Below are 16,413 nucleotides of genomic sequence, written 5' to 3'. Positions count from 1 at the left end.
TTCAGCTATTTAATGACACCTTGATTTAAAAAGATTGATGCTGAGCTGTCGCGGTATAATGTGGCTTTGAGCGTGCTTTCACCGTCACCTTTCGGTCAAAAAAATCCCCTTCAAAATCGTGAGTCGAAGCAATTGCATGCTGCTCACCAAAGGCATCACTATTGAGGCGTGACGCAGCCACACCTTGCTTGATCAAATAGGCTTTCACGTTTGTTACCCGCGCTTGCGACAACTTTAAGTTCGCTGCTTCGTCACCTCGTTGATCAGCAAAGCCATGTAAATCAAGTTCTATATCTGAACTTTGCAGTAATAACTGCGCCAGTGCATCGAGCTGACTGGCAAAATGTGTTTCAATTGAACTTGAGCCGGTCCGAAATTGCACCGTCATCGCCATCAGGTTATCGATTCGTTGTTGCTGTAGGCGGTTTTTCTCACGTTCAATATCATTGAGTCGATCTTCGAGCTGTTCATTCTGTGCGACCAGCTTTTGGTAATTATGTGCTTTATGCTCAAGGGCCACTAATTCACCTTGTTGCTGAGCCACCAGCTGATTTTGTGCCTGAATCACTTTTTTATCTGACTCACTTTGCCCAATCAGCCCCCCAGTTAACGCCCCCACAAACGCACCAATAGGCCCACCAACCGCTGCGCCAAGTAAAGCGCCAGACCCCATTCCTATCGCTTGTTCGGTATTCATCGTTTTTTTCGTGGTTGCTTGACTCGTTTCAGCGTGCACCATCACAGGAGCAGATAACACAACAGCAAGCGTTAAAGTAATAATTGATTTTTTCATAATGATATTCCTAAAAAGTAAAACCTTGGTTGAGGTTGTTTGTTTTGATGGAATTCATTAAACACCAATCGAATGGCCATAAAAGGGAGCAAAAAAGGCAAAGTGCCGATCAATTGTGGCAAAAAAATGGCAATCGCAGTTTTGCTACTTACAAGAAGATTTTTTTAGGTATAGTGCAGTTATTGCTAATAAACACACCGTATTTCATGATTAAACACATTGCCATCGTTGAAGATGAAACCGCCATTAGAGAAAACTACAGTGAGATGCTCACCAAACAAGGATATCAAGTTTCTGGGTATTGCGATCGCCACAGTGCGGAGCTTGCCTTTGCGCAGCAACTCCCTGATTTAGCAATCGTTGATATTGGCCTTGGCGATGAAATTGATGGTGGGTTTACTCTATGTCAGACTTTACGCGGGCTGTCTAAAACCTTACCGATCATTTTTTTGACCGCTAGAGATAGCGAAATAGACACCGTATGTGGACTTCGAATGGGGGCGGATGACTATTTAACCAAAGATATCAGCTTGCCACATTTAGCCGCGCGAATTGCGGCATTGTTTCGTCGGATGGCCGCACTAGAGGCGCCTGTTGTCGTCGAAAATATTCTCAACCGCGGTCCGTTAAAAATTGATGCTAATCGCATGCAAGTGAGCTGGCACGACCATCCGATTGATTTGACCATTACCGAATTTTGGATGGTGCACGCCCTCGCTCAGCGCCCAGGTCACGTTAAAAGCCGCAATGACTTAATGAGTGATGCAAAAATTTTCGTCGATGATTCGACCATCACTTCTCACGTTAAACGTATTCGTAAAAAATTTATCAAGGTCGATGCCCAGTTTGATTGTATTGATACCATTTATGGGATGGGTTACCGCTGGGAGCATAAATAATGCGCCGAGCAAGCTTTGGCTTACGCAGCCAAGTCATTTTGCTATCGAGTTTTTTATTACTCTTACCTTGGCTTGGCTACGAATACGTATGGGAAATGGAAAAATATTTACGTAAAGGGCAAGAAAAAACCTTAGTAGGCACAACGCGCGCACTGGCAACGGCTTTGCATGAGCGCCCCAAGCTGTTCGATAGCCAAGCTAGCTTTTTAGAACAAGTAGTCAAAGGGCGAGATTTATATGCCTATAACATTAATGGCCCAATCAAACTCGATGGCCAATTTAATGAATGGCAATTATACCGCCCGCTATTTTGGCATTACGACCATACCTACTTACAGCATGACAACCCACAACACCAAGCAAACGATTTATCCTTTTCACATATGGTGGGTAAGTTTGAACGCTATTTATATGCCATTTTTGAAGTTCAAGATGATCAGCTCTTTTATCGTCCAGTCAATAGCCTAAGTGTCACCCGTAATGATCACCTAAAACTCGCTTTTCAAAATGAGCTTGGTGAACTTAAAACATACATCATTGCCCCAAAAAATGATGGCTGGATCACCGCTTATGACGAAGCCGATTTACGGCCCACACCACAAATTCAAGGCCACTTTCAGCATACCGATTTGGGTTACAATATTGAGCTGCGTTTACCTTTGACCATGTTAGATAAAAAACTCGGATTTGCGATTGTTGATTGGGATGGAAAAGATCGCGCAGTCAAAACCATGTCGACATCTAATTTAAATGACTTAACCCAGCTTGGCAGTGTGTTAGTCCCCTCCCCCGAGATTGAGCGCATTGTCAAAGGAATGGGCCATTCAGGTAGTCGTATTTGGGTGGTTGATAATCATCATCGTGTATTGGCACAGTCAGGCGATATCAAACATGCCGATGGCGTATGGGCCAATAGTTTAGAAGAGGCCCAGCAATCGAGTTCGTGGTGGGAGACCCTCGAGCAAACCTATCTTCATCCATTATATTATTTAATTTTAACTCGCCCTGCGGATGAGTTTATTGATGAAACCTACGATAACGCGGCCCTTGAAGGCCCACATATTCGGGCTGCTCTCAACGGACAAGCTCATTCTCACTGGCGCTTAACTCCCGATAAAAAAGCCGTGATTTTATCTGCAGCTTACCCGATTTGGATTGATGACCAAGTGATGGGCGCAGTAATCGCAGAAGAAACCACCAATGGCGTCCGCTCAATTCGTAATAAAGCGCTCGAAAAACTGTTCACTGTAATCTTAGCTGTGATGCTTATAGGAACCGTCACCTTGTTCTTTTTCGCTACTCGGATTTCATCTCGGATCAGACGATTGCGCGATTTAGCCGAACAAGCTATCGACCCACAAGGGCGTGTTTTAGGAGACATAGAAAGCTCAAAAGCAGGAGATGAAATTGGCGACTTATCTCGAAGTTTCGCCAATATAGTCGGCCGATTAGGAGGGTATACACATTACCTTGAGAATATGTCCTCCCGTTTATCCCATGAATTACGTACACCTGTGGCGGTTGTGCGCTCTTCGTTAGAAAGCTTGCAGCTTGAACAACTTAATGAAGAACAACAAAAGTATATTGAACGCGCTACTGAAGGTGTGAATCGACTCAATAAAATCATCACCACCATGAGTGAAGCAACTCGCCTAGAGCAAAGTATTGCACATGCCGAGCGTCAGCAATTTACCTTAAATCAAGTTGTCAGCGGCTGCATGCAAGGTTATCAATTAACTTACCCTACGCAGGCTTTTTGTTTAGATCTAACTGAGCAACCTATTGAACTCGATGGTGTACCCGAATTCATTGCTCAATTACTCGATAAAATAATTAATAATGCGCTTGAATTTGCGACCCCACAAACCCCAATTACTGTGTCACTCACACGTGACGATAAAATAGCGACGCTCAGCATCAGCAATCATGGACCATGTTTACCGGAAAAAATTGGCGAACATATTTTTGATTCAATGGTATCGGTGCGCAGCCAAGCGATGCAAAAGCAACCGCACCTTGGGTTAGGGTTATACATTGCTCGCTTAATTACAGAGTTCCATTTTGGCCGGATCTGTGCCACTAACTTACCTGATAACCAAGGTGTCAAAATGATCATTACATTCCCCCTACACGATGCAAAGAGCTGACTTTGTTAGAGAAAAATTTATGCACAGTGACCCTGCTTAAAAAATTGTTAATTCAGTGAGATACAGACAAAAGAGTTGTGCCAAAATGAGTAATCTTGTTACTGTGGATAAAAACAACAACGAGAATCATTATGACAACACAACGACTCCTCGCATTTGGCCTACTTCTCAGCTGCAGCTTTTCAGCCTTGGCCGAATTTGAACTTATTCATAACGTCAAAGGGTACACCCTGACTCGCCAAGGCGATTTAAAAACGTTTTCGACCTTAGTATTTAAAGATGGCAAAGTCGTGCGCACCGGAGATGAAGGTTTATTAAAAACCTACAGCAAAGCAAAAAAAACTAACGGCCAACAAAAAGTGATGCTACCAGGGCTGATTGATGCTCATGGCCATATTATTGGCCTTGGGCAAAACTTAGTGCAACTTGATGTACGCGGAGCCACATCAAAGCAGCAGGTTGGCGAGCGCTTAGTACAGTATGCAAAAGATAAAAAAGGCTGGATTATTGGCCGCGGTTGGAACCAAGAGCTGTGGTCTGATGGACAATTCCCCACTGCCGCCGATCTTGATAAATACGTGAAAGATCGCCCTGTAATGCTCTCACGCGTAGACGGTCACGCCATCTGGGTCAATAGCAAAGCGATGGAACTAGCAGGGATCACCCCCAACACAAAAGCACCTGCCGGTGGCGAAATACTTCGTCTGAGCAATCAAGCACCCAGTGGGCTATTTATTGATAAAGCCGAAAATTTAATTCGCCTCCACGTACCAAGCCCCAGTGCGGACGAGCTCGGTTTTGCTCTTGATGCCGCCGGACAGCACTTATTAAGCTTAGGGATCACCTCAACCCACGATGCCGGTATTGATTATGCGACGTGGCAATTGTACAAACAACGGGATGAAAACAATCAACTCCCACTACGAATTTTTGCCATGCTCAGCGCAACGGACGCAAAGTTAGCCACCATGCTTAAGGCCGGAATTTATAAAAACCAACGCGATTATTTATCAATTCGAAGTGTTAAAATTTACGCAGATGGTGCGTTAGGTAGCCGTGGCGCCGCATTAGTCGATGACTATGCCGATCGCAGTGGTCACAAAGGCTTGATGCTCGAAAGCCAAACCCAGCTCGAAGCGCTCTTTGCACAAAGCTTTCAGCATGGCTTTAGTGCCAATACTCATGCCATTGGTGATATGGCAAATCGCACGGTGTTAGATGCTTATGAAAATGCATTTAAGCAACATGGCGGTAAGTTACTGCGCAATCGCATCGAACATGCACAAATAGTACAACCAAACGATATTCCCCGCTTTAAAAGTTTATCGATTATCCCTTCGATGCAGCCTGTGCATGCCACTTCTGATATGCATATGGCAGAGCAACGCCTCAATACATTGCAGCTTCAAGGCGCATATGCATGGCAAAGTTTTTTGAATCAAGGCTCTAGAGTTGCCGCAGGTTCTGATTTTCCAGTTGAACTCGCCAATATTTTTCATGGCTTGTATGCGGCCATCACGCGCATGGATCATAAACAGCAACCAGAGAAAGGCTGGCGCCCTTCTGAGGCGCTTAGTCGTAAAGATGCATTTAAAGCGTTTAGTCTAGATGCCGCTTATGCTGCGCATCAAGAGTTCAAAATAGGTTCTTTGGAACAAGGAAAATGGGCCGACTTTATTTTGATTGATCAGGATATTTTTACCGTCGATGCAGTACACATTTACCAAACTCAAGTACTTGAAACGTGGATTGCGGGCGAGCAAAAATTTAAGCGTTAAATCTGGGGGGGTGAGACACCTCATTGTTAGTTAGGCTGCCGCACACATTAAGATAAAGTGAGCTATCAACAGCCTAGCTCACACAACGCATTGCAGGTGTTAGCTTTGTTGTTCACTTTCATAGCGATGTAATTTAAATAAGTGATACAAATTGACTACCGCTAACAGGCCGTTAGTGATGGCTACTGGCCACGCGGTAATCGCAACACCATAAATCGTGAACGCAATGCATCCTGCCAAGTTTAACCAACGCAACTTGGTGACATTGCTCATCATCAAAGAGGCTACAAGTAATACAGAAGCAAAGTAACCTAAATATTCCCAACTCATTCTCGTGCCCTTATTGATGTATGTTCAGATAGAACATGAATAAAAAGACCAATCCACTAAATAGCCCACTGAATTCTTTGCCTTTGTATGCGGGGAGTCCAGTCACGGGATAACTCTTCATTAAAACAACCTAAGCTGCATTAAATATAGAATAAAGGCTTTTTCTTTGTATTGTGGATTGGTGTAAATTGCCAAAGATGGTAAGGTTTGTCGGTTTTGAATTGAAGGACAATTGTCCTAACGCTAAGTAAGAGAGCTTCTGTCGCTATGTTTCAATATCATTTTTCCTCTAATTTGGTCGAGCAATTATTGTCTTTTGCTGGCAATAGCTTTAATCAAGAGAAAGAAAAAGCCTTGTTGCACCAGGGGCAGCCATTTACGAAGTTGCTGTTAGTTCGCTCAGGAACCGTGTCATTTAGCTATGATGTTGGCAATGGGCGTCGTCTTTTGCTCGGTCAACTTGATTGTAACAACACCTTAATTGGCGAAATTGAAGCCCTCAATAACAAACCTTGCATCTACACAGTGACCACCAAAAGTGACGTGTGTTACAACCTAATTGAGCTAAAACATTGGCGTGAGTTATTGCTAAGCCAACCAGAACTCAGCCTTTATACAGCGCAAAGTATCGCAGCTAAATTTGCTGAAAACCAACAAGTGAACTTAGATAAACTGCTGTTACCTTTGAGTTACAACATCGCCAAAGATTGCTTAACACGAGCACAACACAGCGGACCGACCACATTGCGACCCTATCAAACAGTGAATGCGGAAGCCGAGCGCTTTGCCACCACTGAGCGCGCATACCGCCGCGTGGTCAGTGAACTGGTCGAAAAAGGCCTAGTGAATAGAACTGAGGATGGCCTAAAGCCAGTTGATGAAGCAGAGCTTGAGGATTTTATTGAACATTTTTTGCAACGCTAACTCATTGACACATTTAAACTATCGAATTCACCTCAGAAAAAAAGGCCTCGATTGAGGCCTTTTTTCTGTAAGCTGTTATTTAATTAACAAATCTTGAATATTAACTAAATCAGTTTTGCCAGCGATAATTTCATCTGGCGTTAAACCCGATAGCTCATGCGGGAACACCAGCCATTCATCGGACTCATGTATAAAGTAGTCTGGTACCATGTCTACTTTTTTATTTTTCGGTTTGTAATATGGACACGCAACACGGACATCTGCCGGCATGTTTAAACGCATTAACTCCGTAAGCTTTTCTTTTAACGCAAAGATACTGCGTCCAGAATCAAAAACATCATCAACGATTAATAATGAGTTATTGGCGTTGGCATTCTCAATAATATAATGCAAGCCATGTACTTTAATATCTTTCGATTGTTTATTAATGCCGTAGTAAGAAGAAGTGCGCACCGCAATATGATCGGTCTCCACCCCTTTAAAATCATAATATTCTTGCACTGCAATACCGATTGGTGCACCGCCACGCCAAATTCCGATTATGAAATCTGGACGAAATCCATCTTCATATACTTGCGCAGCAACTCGAAATGAATCTTCAAGTAATTGCTGAGCGGTGATATAGCGTTTATCTGACATGTGTACTCCCCATTGTTCAGAACAAGTATGATACGGGTTTAAAAATTGGTCGCGGATCTTAACGTAAAAGCGTGGACTTTGCTCACCGATTTATCAAGTTAAGCAATAATTAGAGTAAAAATACTAACAACCATGTTTTTCAGATTGTTTGGTTATAAAAAAAGCTCACTGACCACATCAGTGAGCTTGTTACGACAAAGCGTTGTGCTTACGCTTTTTCAAGCAAAGTTCTGGCGACTGTACGCATCCCCATAGTCGTCGCTCCGGCAGCCCATTGTGAGCCTGCGCTATTTTGGAAACATGCTGCTAAATCAATGTGTACCCAACCTTGTCCTTCATTTGGCACAAAGCGCGATAAGAAACCAGCGGCATTAGACGCTCCGCCAAAGCCGCCACCTTTTTGAGCACGGCTATTAGCTGTATCTGCGTAAGGGGATGGACATTGTTGTTGATGCCACTTTTCAAGTGGTAAAGGCCAAGCAGCTTCAAACTCATCCGCCGCAAATCCTTCCACTTCACGTGAGAGTGGTTTATCAAGTGCAAACAGCGCATTATATTGTGTGCCAACGGCCATTAAAGCTGCACCTGTTAAAGTCGCAGCATCAATGATTAACGGCGCACCGGTTTCGCCTGCGGCCATTAAACCATCAGCTAACACTAAACGCCCTTCAGCATCGGTATTCACGATTTCAACAGTGGTACCATTTTTATACGTTAAAATATCGCCCAACTTATAAGCGCCACCCGAGATCAAGTTTTCTGCACAGCATAAAAATAGTTTGATGCGTTTTTCAATGCCACGGCTAATAGCCAAAGCTAAACCAGCTGTTACTGTTGCCGCCCCCCCCATATCACATTTCATGCCCAACATACCTTCAGATGGTTTAATTGAATAACCACCCGAATCAAAGGTAATTCCTTTGCCCACCAGTGCTGCAGACACTGGTGCATTGGCATCGCCAGTTGGGTTGTAATCAAGTTCTAATAAAACAGGTTTACGATCACTGCCACGACCCACAGCATGAATACCGACCCATTGATGTTCAAGTAAGGCATCCCCTTTAATAATTTGGTAGCTCACATGTTCTGGCGCCAAAGATTGAATAAACTCAGCGGCCTTTTCAGCGAGCGACTCAGGGTAAATGTCATCCGCGGTGCCATTGATCATTGAACGTGCCCACGTCGCCGCTTGCTGTAAATAAGCCAACTCGCTTAAATCCGACTGGGCATTATCAACAAATGTGACGCCATCAAGCTGTTTTGGGTTGACATAACCTTGATAAAAAGCCCACTGACTTTCTGTGCACCACAAATCACCTTCTAATTGCACCGCTTTGATGCCTTGAGCTGCGATAGCGCGACCGGCTTTTTGAATATTTTTCAGTGTTTCATCTTGGCTCAAATGGATAAATGCGCCTTGCTGGTCAAATGAAAGCTGAGCACCTTCACCCCAGTGACCTTGCGCTGCTTCTTCACTTAAACGAACGATAAATTGATTCGACATGTGCTTTTCTCTTGCGTTTTTATGTTGCCTTGAGTCTACTATAGCCCCGTCATAGACCCAACTAATTGAGATAAAAAGGCCAAATCTAACTATGAAATTTAATACCCCACTAGAGCAAGCTCGCTTAATCAAACGCTATAAACGCTTCTTAGTGGATATTGAATTACCCAATCAGCAGCTCACAACAATTCATTGTGCCAATACTGGCGCAATGACAGGCTGTGCCGATGAAGGATTTACAGCTTATTACTCCACCAGCGATAACCCCAAACGCAAATACCCCCATAGTTTAGAGCTAACCCAAAATTCATTCGGACACTTAATTTGTGTCAATACCGCTTTGGCGAACAAAATAGTATTTGAAGCAATTAATGACCAAAAAGTCTCAGAATTGACTGGTTACCCAAACATTCAAGCAGAAGTCAAATACGGTCAAGAAAATAGCCGCATTGATATTTTACTGAGTAACGATGACGGCACTTTATGTTATGTCGAAATTAAATCTGTCACGTTATTAGCCGATAATGGGCAAGGGTATTTTCCAGATGCAGTCTCAGCTCGCGGTCTTAAACATATTCGTGAACTGATTGAAATGAAAAAACAGGGGCATCGTGCTGTGTTATTCTTTTTAGTGCAGCATCAGGGGATCAGCCATTTATCGCCAGCAGCCCACATAGACCACAAATATAATGAAGGAATAAAGCAAGCCCTTGCTGCAGGGGTAGAAGTTTTGTGTTACAACACTCTGATAAGCAATGATGCAATCATACTAAATAAAGCACTACCATTTACTATAATTTAGTCGACCCCCTCGAGTAGATAAGCAAACGACACGAACGAATTAAATTATAAATTGTTTGCCTAGGGTATAAGATTCTGGTATTTATACCCGCCGACTTTGACCGGGATTGAAAGTAAGGATTAGGAGAGAGTTATGCCGGAGCAAAAAAGATTAGGGTTACTGGCAGAGGCGGGTGTTGAGCCGTACCAAGAAAAGCCAAACGAAGAATACATGAATGATGCGCAACTTGCTCACTTTAAGAAAATCCTAGAAGCATGGCGCAACCAGTTACGTCAAGAAGTTGATCGTACTAAAACACATATGCAAGATGAAGCTGCTAACTTCCCAGATCCAGTTGACCGTGCTGCACAGGAAGAAGAGTTTTCACTTGAATTACGCACTCGTGACCGTGAGCGTAAACTGATCAAGAAAATTGAAAAGACAATACAATTAATCAAAAACGATGACTTCGGTTATTGTGATTCTTGTGGCATTGAAATAGGTATTCGCCGTTTAGAAGCGCGTCCAACTGCCGATCAATGTGTCGATTGTAAAACACTGTCTGAAATCAAAGAAAAACAAGCAGGTCGCGGTTAATAGACTGCATTATGGATCCAGCTTTTGATTCTGAAGTAGGGGTATATCGAGGCCGATTTGCCCCTTCACCTTCAGGTCCTCTCCACTTTGGATCGCTCATTGCCGCTCTGGGCAGCTACTTAGACGCCAAAGCTCACCAAGGCAAATGGCTACTTCGCATCGAAGACATTGATACTCCTCGTGTTGTCCCCGGCGCCACTGATGCTATTTTACGAACGTTAGACGCCTTTGCTTTGCATTGGGATGACGCAATTGTTTATCAGAGTCAACGACATGACTTTTATCAACACACCCTAGATCATTTACATCAACAGCACGCTATTTATGCCTGCCAATGTACACGCAAGCAAATAAAAGCAATTGGCGGTGTCTATAATAATCATTGCAGAGAATTATCACTTACCCTGCAATCTAATGCGCTTAGGCTTAAACAGCAGCTCCCTGTCACAACATTTGTCGACCGCATTCAAGGTTCAATTCAGGTAAGTCCTGAGTTTGCTAATGAAGACTTTATCGTCAAACGTCGAGATGGGCTGTTTGCGTATCAACTTGTGGTTGTCTTAGATGATATCGACCAAGGGATCACCGATATTGTTCGTGGTGCCGATTTACTCGAACCAACAGTAAGACAGATCAGTATGTATCACTTATTAAATCAGCCGACTCCTCAGTTTGCCCACTTACCTCTGGCCGTTACACAGCCAGGGTTTAAACTTTCGAAACAGAACCATGCCCCTGCAGTTAATAACCAAGATCCGTCCCCTGCTCTCGTGGCTGCGCTGGTTTTTTTAGGCTTGCAACCTCCGAAAGAACTGCTTTCGAGTCCGCCTGAAACCATCCTCGATTGGGCCATTGCCCATTGGCAGATTGACGACATTCCCAAACAAACAGAAATCCTTTTAACAGCCTAGTTAAATTAAGCTTCCCTCTAAAAACGCCAGAATCGCGGCGAACGATGAATATCCGCTTAATAAAGTAGAGTTAACAGTGCAGAACTCTTAAGTTTTTGCCGCCGCTGGTATATCATAGCCGCCTAAATTGGAATACGTACCAAGATACAGCTTAGGAGACACGTTATTATTTCCAAACTAATTAACTTTTGTCGAAACATGACCGGTAAAAAAAGCGTGAACACAGTGCAAAAACATAACAACAATAGCTCACCGCTTATCATTGGCCGCTCTGATCATAACGTATCGCGCAAAAATTTTAGCCCGAACGCGATTAAGGTCCTGTATCGCCTTAAAGATGGCGGCTACGACGCATACTTAGTCGGAGGCTGCATTCGTGACGTCTTACTGGGAGTCGAACCGAAAGACTTTGATGTTGTGACAAACGCGACGCCAGAACAAGTGAAGCGCTTATTTCGTAACTGTCGTTTAATTGGTCGTCGTTTTCGTTTAGCACATATTGTTTTTGGCCGTGAAATCATTGAAGTCGCCACCATGCGTGGTCATCATGAAGGTAACGAAAGTAAAAACCCAATTAGCCAATCAAGTACCGAAGGGCAACTGCTGCGCGATAACGTTTATGGCACCATCGATGAAGATGCGGAGCGCCGTGATTTTTCTATCAACGCGCTGTATTACTCAATCAACGACTTTAGTATCCATGATTATGCTAATGGCATGCAAGCCATTAAAAATCGCAGTATTGAGTTAATTGGTCACCCAGAAACACGATACCGCGAAGATCCGGTTCGGATGCTGCGTGCTATTCGCTTTGCAACCAAACTCGATATGAAAATTGCACCAGAAACTGAAGCCCCCATTTATGAATTGGCAGATTTATTATCAAACATTCCTGCAGCACGATTATTTGAAGAAGTGCTTAAGCTATTTTTAAATGGCAAAGCAGAAGCTAATTTTGTAGCACTGCGCCAATATGGCTTGTTCAAACAACTCTTCCCTGCATTAGATTTAATTTTTGAGCAATCAACTACTGGTGAAGAACTTAAATTTATCACGCAAATGTTCATCAACACTGACTTACGTATTAATGCTGATAAAAAGGTCACTCCTGCATTCGTGTTTGCCGCGTTACTTTGGTATCCGTTGGTGCAACGAGCAGAACAATTAATGCAAGAAAACCGCTTGGATGAATACGAAGCATATACACAAGCAGGCAATGAAGTTGTCGCAATTAACGCACAGCAAATAGCGGTGCCGAAACGCTTTACACTTGGCGCCCGTGAAATCTGGCAAATTCAGCTACGCTTGCCAAAACGTGGTGGGCAACGCGCGTATCGTCTCGCTCAGCAGCCACGCTTTAGAGCTGCGTATGACTTTTTGTTATTACGTGCACAAGTGACACCCGGCCCATTGCAAGAGTTGGCGACATGGTGGACTGAGTATCAGAAAAAAGAAAACGTCGGTCAAAAGCAGATGGTCAAAGAGCTACCAAATGAGAAGTCACCATCTCGTCGTCGCAAGCCTCGCCGTCGTTACCCTAGTAAAAAACCGCCTCAGTCATCGGATAGTTAATTATGGCGATTGTATATTTAGGTTTAGGGGCGAATTTAAACCAGCCTGTGCAACAACTCGATAAGGCCGTTTCGGCCCTAAAACAATTAGTGTCTGATGACAATATTGCGGTCTCCTCGTTTTACAGCAGTAAACCGATGGGCCCTCAAGATCAACCTGATTATGTCAATGCTGTTGCAAAAGTGAGTACCAACTTGTCACCGTTGGCATTGCTCGATAAAACCCAAGAAATTGAACTGGCATATGGTCGCGTCCGTAAAGCTGAACGCTGGGGGCCGCGGACATTAGATATTGATATTTTGCTTTACGATGATCTGCAACTAGACAGTGACCGTCTCACCGTTCCTCACTACGGCTTACATTTACGCGAATTTGTGCTCTATCCGCTTTTTGAACTTGCACCCAAATTACGCTTACCCAATGGCCAAGCTATTGCTGATTTACTCGATTTCGTGCCTATCAATGGCCTAACCGCAATCCAACGATAATAATAATACGATGTGCAAAACACATCATCTGAGGACCTTATGGCAAAAATTACAGTTTCTACCTTAAAAAAAATGAAAGAAGAAGGCCAAAAAATTGCCGCGCTTACAGCCTATGACGCCAGTTTTTCGCAGTTATTTCAAGATAATGGGGTTCATGTCTTATTAGTTGGCGATTCGTTAGGTATGGTATTACAAGGTGGTTCAGATACCCTGGCAGTGACGAACCAAGACATCGCGTATCATACTCGATGCGTGCGCGCTGGCGCAAAAGACACGTTTGTAATTGCTGACATGCCTTTTATGACCTACTCCAATGTCGTTGATACGTGCAAACATGCCGCTGAATTGATGCGTTCAGGCGCTAATATGGTCAAGCTTGAGGGTGGCGAATGGCTCTATGAGAGCATTATAGCCTTAACCCAACAAGGGATCCCTGTGTGTGGCCATTTAGGTTTAACACCCCAATCGGTTCATGTATTTGGCGGATTTAAAATTCAGGGTCGCGAAAACGAGCAAGCAGAAAAAATGATTAATGATGCTCAAGCACTAGAGCGTGCGGGCGCACAGCTTCTAGTCCTTGAATGCATCCCATCAGCACTGGCTGAACGAATTACGCAAAGCGTGTCTATTCCTACAATTGGTATCGGTGCAGGAAAATTAACCGATGGCCAAATATTAGTGATGCACGACTTAGTGGGCATATCAGCTGGTTATATTCCAAAATTTTCAAAGAACTTTTTACTCGAAACAGGCAATATGCCTGCTGCGGTAAAAAAATACATAGATGACGTAGCTTCGGGAGATTTCCCAGGCACAGAGCACGAGTTTAATTAATGCAAACAGTTTCGCAAATTCAATCATTACGTAGTCGAATCAAAGCTTGGAAACAAGCAGGGTTAAGTGTCGCGTTTGTTCCAACGATGGGCAACCTTCACCAAGGACATTTTAGTCTGGTAGAAAAAGCCAAAAATGTTGCCGACAAAGTAGTGGTGAGTATTTTTGTTAATCCAATGCAATTTGGTGCGAATGAAGATCTAGATAAATACCCGCGTACACTTGAACAAGATCAACAAGGCCTTGAAGCCCTAGATACCGACATTTTGTTTACGCCCACCCCAGATATCATTTACCCAAAAGGTTTAGATGAGCAAAGCTACATTGAAGTAATGGGAGTTTCTGAAGGCCACTGTGGTGGCAGTCGCCCCGGGCACTTTCGTGGTGTTGCTACTGTCGTGGCCAAGCTGTTTAATTTAGTGCAACCAGATTATGCCTGCTTTGGTGAAAAAGATTTTCAGCAACTGCAAGTGATCCGGACTATGGTCGAAGATTTGTCTATGCCTATTGAAATCATTGCCGTTCCAACCAAACGAGAACTAACCGGTTTGGCGATGAGCTCTCGCAATGGGTATTTATCCGATGAGCAAAAAGACACTGCACAAGTCTTGTATCAAGTGCTTAACGAAACTGCACGCTCACTCACTTCGGGTCAAACAGATATCGCTGCATTAACTGAAACAGCTAAATCACAATTAACGGCAGCAGGTTTAACACCAGATTACTATAATATTGTTGCTCGAAAAACACTTAAACCAGCGACAAAATCTGATACGCAATTAATTATCCTCGCAGCTGCATTTCTTGGTACAGTCAGGTTAATTGATAATTTACAAATAAATTTGGATTAAACAACAGGGACTACTATGAAAAAAATAACTCTTGGATTCATCCTCGCACTGAGCTCTGTGGTTCTCTCTGGTTGTCAAAGCAGCAATCAGGAAGTTAACCGCTGTGGTCAAGAGCTCTTTCAGTGTCAACAAAACTGTGAAATGAAAAGCTCTGGCGAAGGGCTAGTTCAATCAGTGTGTGAAATTAAATGTACTGAGCGCCATAACCAATGTAAAAAGCAAGCTGAAACACTTATACAAGCAGAACAAGCACAATAAAGTTGATCGTGTTTTACAATGATTGAAGCTCGCTATTTAGCGAGCTTTTTTATGCCTAAAAATAGGCACAAAAAAGCCAATCTCGTCAGATTGGCTTTTTAATGAAAGAGGCGAACTTATTTTAAGCCTAATTTCATTAATTCTTTTTCAACCATTTTTGCAGATAACGGTACATAACCATCTTTTTCTACAATTTCTTGACCCATTTTTGATAAAACCATTTTCAAAAACTCAGCTTCGATAGGTGATAAATTTTTATTCGGGTGCTTGTTTACATAAACATATAAGAAACGTGATAGTGGGTACTTACCACTTGCAACATTATCTAAAGTCGCATCAACAAAATTATCACCTTTCTTAGATAGAGGTACTGTGCGAACACCTGAAGTTTTATAACCAATGCCAGAGTAACCAATCGCATTCACTGACGCAGAGATAGATTGTACAACTGAAGCCGAACCCGGCTGCTCATTTACATTATTACGGAAGTCACCTTTACACAGTGCTTTTTTCTTAAAGTAACCATATGTACCTGATACAGAGTTACGGCCATAAAGCTGAATATCTTTAGTTCCCCAATCACCTGTTAGGCCAATATCGCTCCAACGTGTGACGTCTTTTTCTGCCCCACATTTACGTGTTGAAGAGAAAATCGCATCAACTTGATCAATGCGTAAGCCTTCAATGGGGTTATCTTTATGAACAAACACCGCTAGCGCATCAATTGCAACGCGTATTTCTGTTGGCTTATAACCAAAACGCTTCTCAAACGCTTCGACTTCTTTTGATTTCATTTTTCGGCTCATAGGGCCAAAATTAGCGGTGCCTTCTGTCAATGCTGGCGGTGCAGTCGATGAACCTGCGGCTTGAATTTGAATATTTACATTAGGGTATTGGCGTTTATATTCCTCAGCCCAAAACGTCATCATGTTTGCAAGCGTATCAGAACCTACTGATGAGAAGTTACCTGAGATACCACTAATTTTTTGATATTCAGGCATCGCCTGTTCAACTGCAGCAGCTTGGCCTGAGATAAAAGTTGTTACAGCTAAACCAGTTGCAACGGCTAAGTTTTTAAATTTCATTCGGATAACTCCAGGGTGAATG

Annotated in this window: 17 protein-coding genes; 12 read left to right on the top strand and 5 right to left on the bottom strand. The window is 43.2% G+C overall.

The window, feature by feature from the left end; genetic code table 11:
- Positions 1-25: 25 nt before the first annotated feature.
- Positions 26-793: a sortase-associated OmpA-like protein PdsO gene (gene pdsO / locus AC3KVK_RS03740; RefSeq protein ID WP_490310864.1), complete on the bottom strand. Its 768-nt coding sequence runs from the start codon at positions 791-793 to the stop codon at positions 26-28.
- A 209-nt stretch (positions 794-1,002) separates the two neighbouring features.
- Between pdsO and pdsR the strand changes: the two genes are divergently transcribed.
- The 3 genes from pdsR to AC3KVK_RS03725 all read left to right on the top strand — a co-directional run bounded on the left by pdsR (position 1,003) and on the right by AC3KVK_RS03725 (position 5,617).
- Positions 1,003-1,692 (top strand): proteobacterial dedicated sortase system response regulator, encoded by a 690-nt coding sequence (pdsR, locus tag AC3KVK_RS03735; protein WP_490310967.1) that lies wholly within the window; start codon positions 1,003-1,005, stop codon positions 1,690-1,692.
- On the top strand, positions 1,692-3,839 hold the full coding sequence (gene pdsS, locus AC3KVK_RS03730) for a proteobacterial dedicated sortase system histidine kinase (protein ID WP_490310863.1): 2,148 nt from the start codon (positions 1,692-1,694) through the stop codon (positions 3,837-3,839). The genes pdsR and pdsS overlap by 1 nt, the downstream gene beginning before the upstream one ends.
- A gap of 131 nt (positions 3,840-3,970) precedes the next feature.
- Positions 3,971-5,617 (top strand): amidohydrolase, encoded by a 1,647-nt coding sequence (locus tag AC3KVK_RS03725; protein WP_490310862.1) that lies wholly within the window; start codon positions 3,971-3,973, stop codon positions 5,615-5,617.
- A gap of 99 nt (positions 5,618-5,716) precedes the next feature.
- Here AC3KVK_RS03725 and AC3KVK_RS03720 read toward each other — a convergent pair whose 3' ends face one another.
- Positions 5,717-5,947 (bottom strand): uroporphyrinogen decarboxylase, encoded by a 231-nt coding sequence (locus AC3KVK_RS03720; protein WP_490310861.1) that lies wholly within the window; start codon positions 5,945-5,947, stop codon positions 5,717-5,719.
- Positions 5,948-6,214: 267 nt separating this feature from the next.
- Here AC3KVK_RS03720 and AC3KVK_RS03715 point away from each other — a divergent pair, with 267 nt between their 5' ends.
- Positions 6,215-6,871, top strand: a complete 657-nt coding sequence (locus tag AC3KVK_RS03715) for a Crp/Fnr family transcriptional regulator (RefSeq protein ID WP_490310860.1) — start codon at positions 6,215-6,217, stop codon at positions 6,869-6,871.
- A 75-nt stretch (positions 6,872-6,946) separates the two neighbouring features.
- On the opposite strand, the gene AC3KVK_RS03710 is transcribed toward AC3KVK_RS03715, so the two are convergent.
- The gene (locus AC3KVK_RS03710) at positions 6,947-7,510 is read right to left on the bottom strand and encodes a phosphoribosyltransferase (protein ID WP_086744362.1); all 564 of its coding nucleotides are present in this window, start codon (positions 7,508-7,510) and stop codon (positions 6,947-6,949) included.
- A gap of 208 nt (positions 7,511-7,718) precedes the next feature.
- The gene (gene pepB, locus AC3KVK_RS03705; RefSeq protein WP_490310859.1) at positions 7,719-9,014 is read right to left on the bottom strand and encodes an aminopeptidase PepB; all 1,296 of its coding nucleotides are present in this window, start codon (positions 9,012-9,014) and stop codon (positions 7,719-7,721) included.
- Between the two features lie 91 nt (positions 9,015-9,105).
- Between pepB and sfsA the strand changes: the two genes are divergently transcribed.
- From sfsA to AC3KVK_RS03665, 8 genes are all read left to right on the top strand, one after another.
- Complete coding sequence (sfsA, locus tag AC3KVK_RS03700) at positions 9,106-9,816, top strand: DNA/RNA nuclease SfsA (protein WP_490310858.1); 711 nt, start codon at positions 9,106-9,108, stop codon at positions 9,814-9,816.
- Positions 9,817-9,948: 132 nt separating this feature from the next.
- Positions 9,949-10,392, top strand: a complete 444-nt coding sequence (gene dksA / locus AC3KVK_RS03695) for an RNA polymerase-binding protein DksA (RefSeq protein WP_490310857.1) — start codon at positions 9,949-9,951, stop codon at positions 10,390-10,392.
- Positions 10,393-10,403: 11 nt separating this feature from the next.
- Entirely contained in the window at positions 10,404-11,303 is a 900-nt protein-coding gene (gene gluQRS, locus AC3KVK_RS03690; protein ID WP_490310856.1) for a tRNA glutamyl-Q(34) synthetase GluQRS, read from the top strand.
- 198 nt (positions 11,304-11,501) lie between these two features.
- Positions 11,502-12,875 (top strand): polynucleotide adenylyltransferase PcnB, encoded by a 1,374-nt coding sequence (gene pcnB, locus AC3KVK_RS03685; protein WP_490310855.1) that lies wholly within the window; start codon positions 11,502-11,504, stop codon positions 12,873-12,875.
- Between the two features lie 2 nt (positions 12,876-12,877).
- Positions 12,878-13,363 carry a 2-amino-4-hydroxy-6-hydroxymethyldihydropteridine diphosphokinase gene (gene folK, locus AC3KVK_RS03680; protein ID WP_490310854.1) on the top strand — a complete coding sequence of 162 codons (486 nt, stop codon included), beginning with the start codon at positions 12,878-12,880 and terminating at the stop codon, positions 13,361-13,363.
- Between the two features lie 39 nt (positions 13,364-13,402).
- On the top strand, positions 13,403-14,197 hold the full coding sequence (gene panB / locus AC3KVK_RS03675) for a 3-methyl-2-oxobutanoate hydroxymethyltransferase (RefSeq protein WP_490310853.1): 795 nt from the start codon (positions 13,403-13,405) through the stop codon (positions 14,195-14,197).
- Positions 14,197-15,048 carry a pantoate--beta-alanine ligase gene (gene panC / locus AC3KVK_RS03670; protein ID WP_490310852.1) on the top strand — a complete coding sequence of 284 codons (852 nt, stop codon included), beginning with the start codon at positions 14,197-14,199 and terminating at the stop codon, positions 15,046-15,048. Before panB ends, panC begins: the two co-directional genes overlap by 1 nt.
- Before the next feature lie 15 nt (positions 15,049-15,063).
- Positions 15,064-15,306 carry a hypothetical protein gene (locus AC3KVK_RS03665; RefSeq protein ID WP_490310851.1) on the top strand — a complete coding sequence of 81 codons (243 nt, stop codon included), beginning with the start codon at positions 15,064-15,066 and terminating at the stop codon, positions 15,304-15,306.
- A gap of 116 nt (positions 15,307-15,422) precedes the next feature.
- On the opposite strand, the gene AC3KVK_RS03660 is transcribed toward AC3KVK_RS03665, so the two are convergent.
- Positions 15,423-16,391 (bottom strand): PstS family phosphate ABC transporter substrate-binding protein, encoded by a 969-nt coding sequence (locus AC3KVK_RS03660; RefSeq protein WP_490310849.1) that lies wholly within the window; start codon positions 16,389-16,391, stop codon positions 15,423-15,425.
- Positions 16,392-16,413 lie beyond the last annotated feature (22 nt).

The sequence above is a fragment of the Pseudoalteromonas sp. J2K-J979 genome (assembly GCF_058169715.2).
This window is presented reverse-complemented; position numbering and strand designations above follow the sequence as displayed.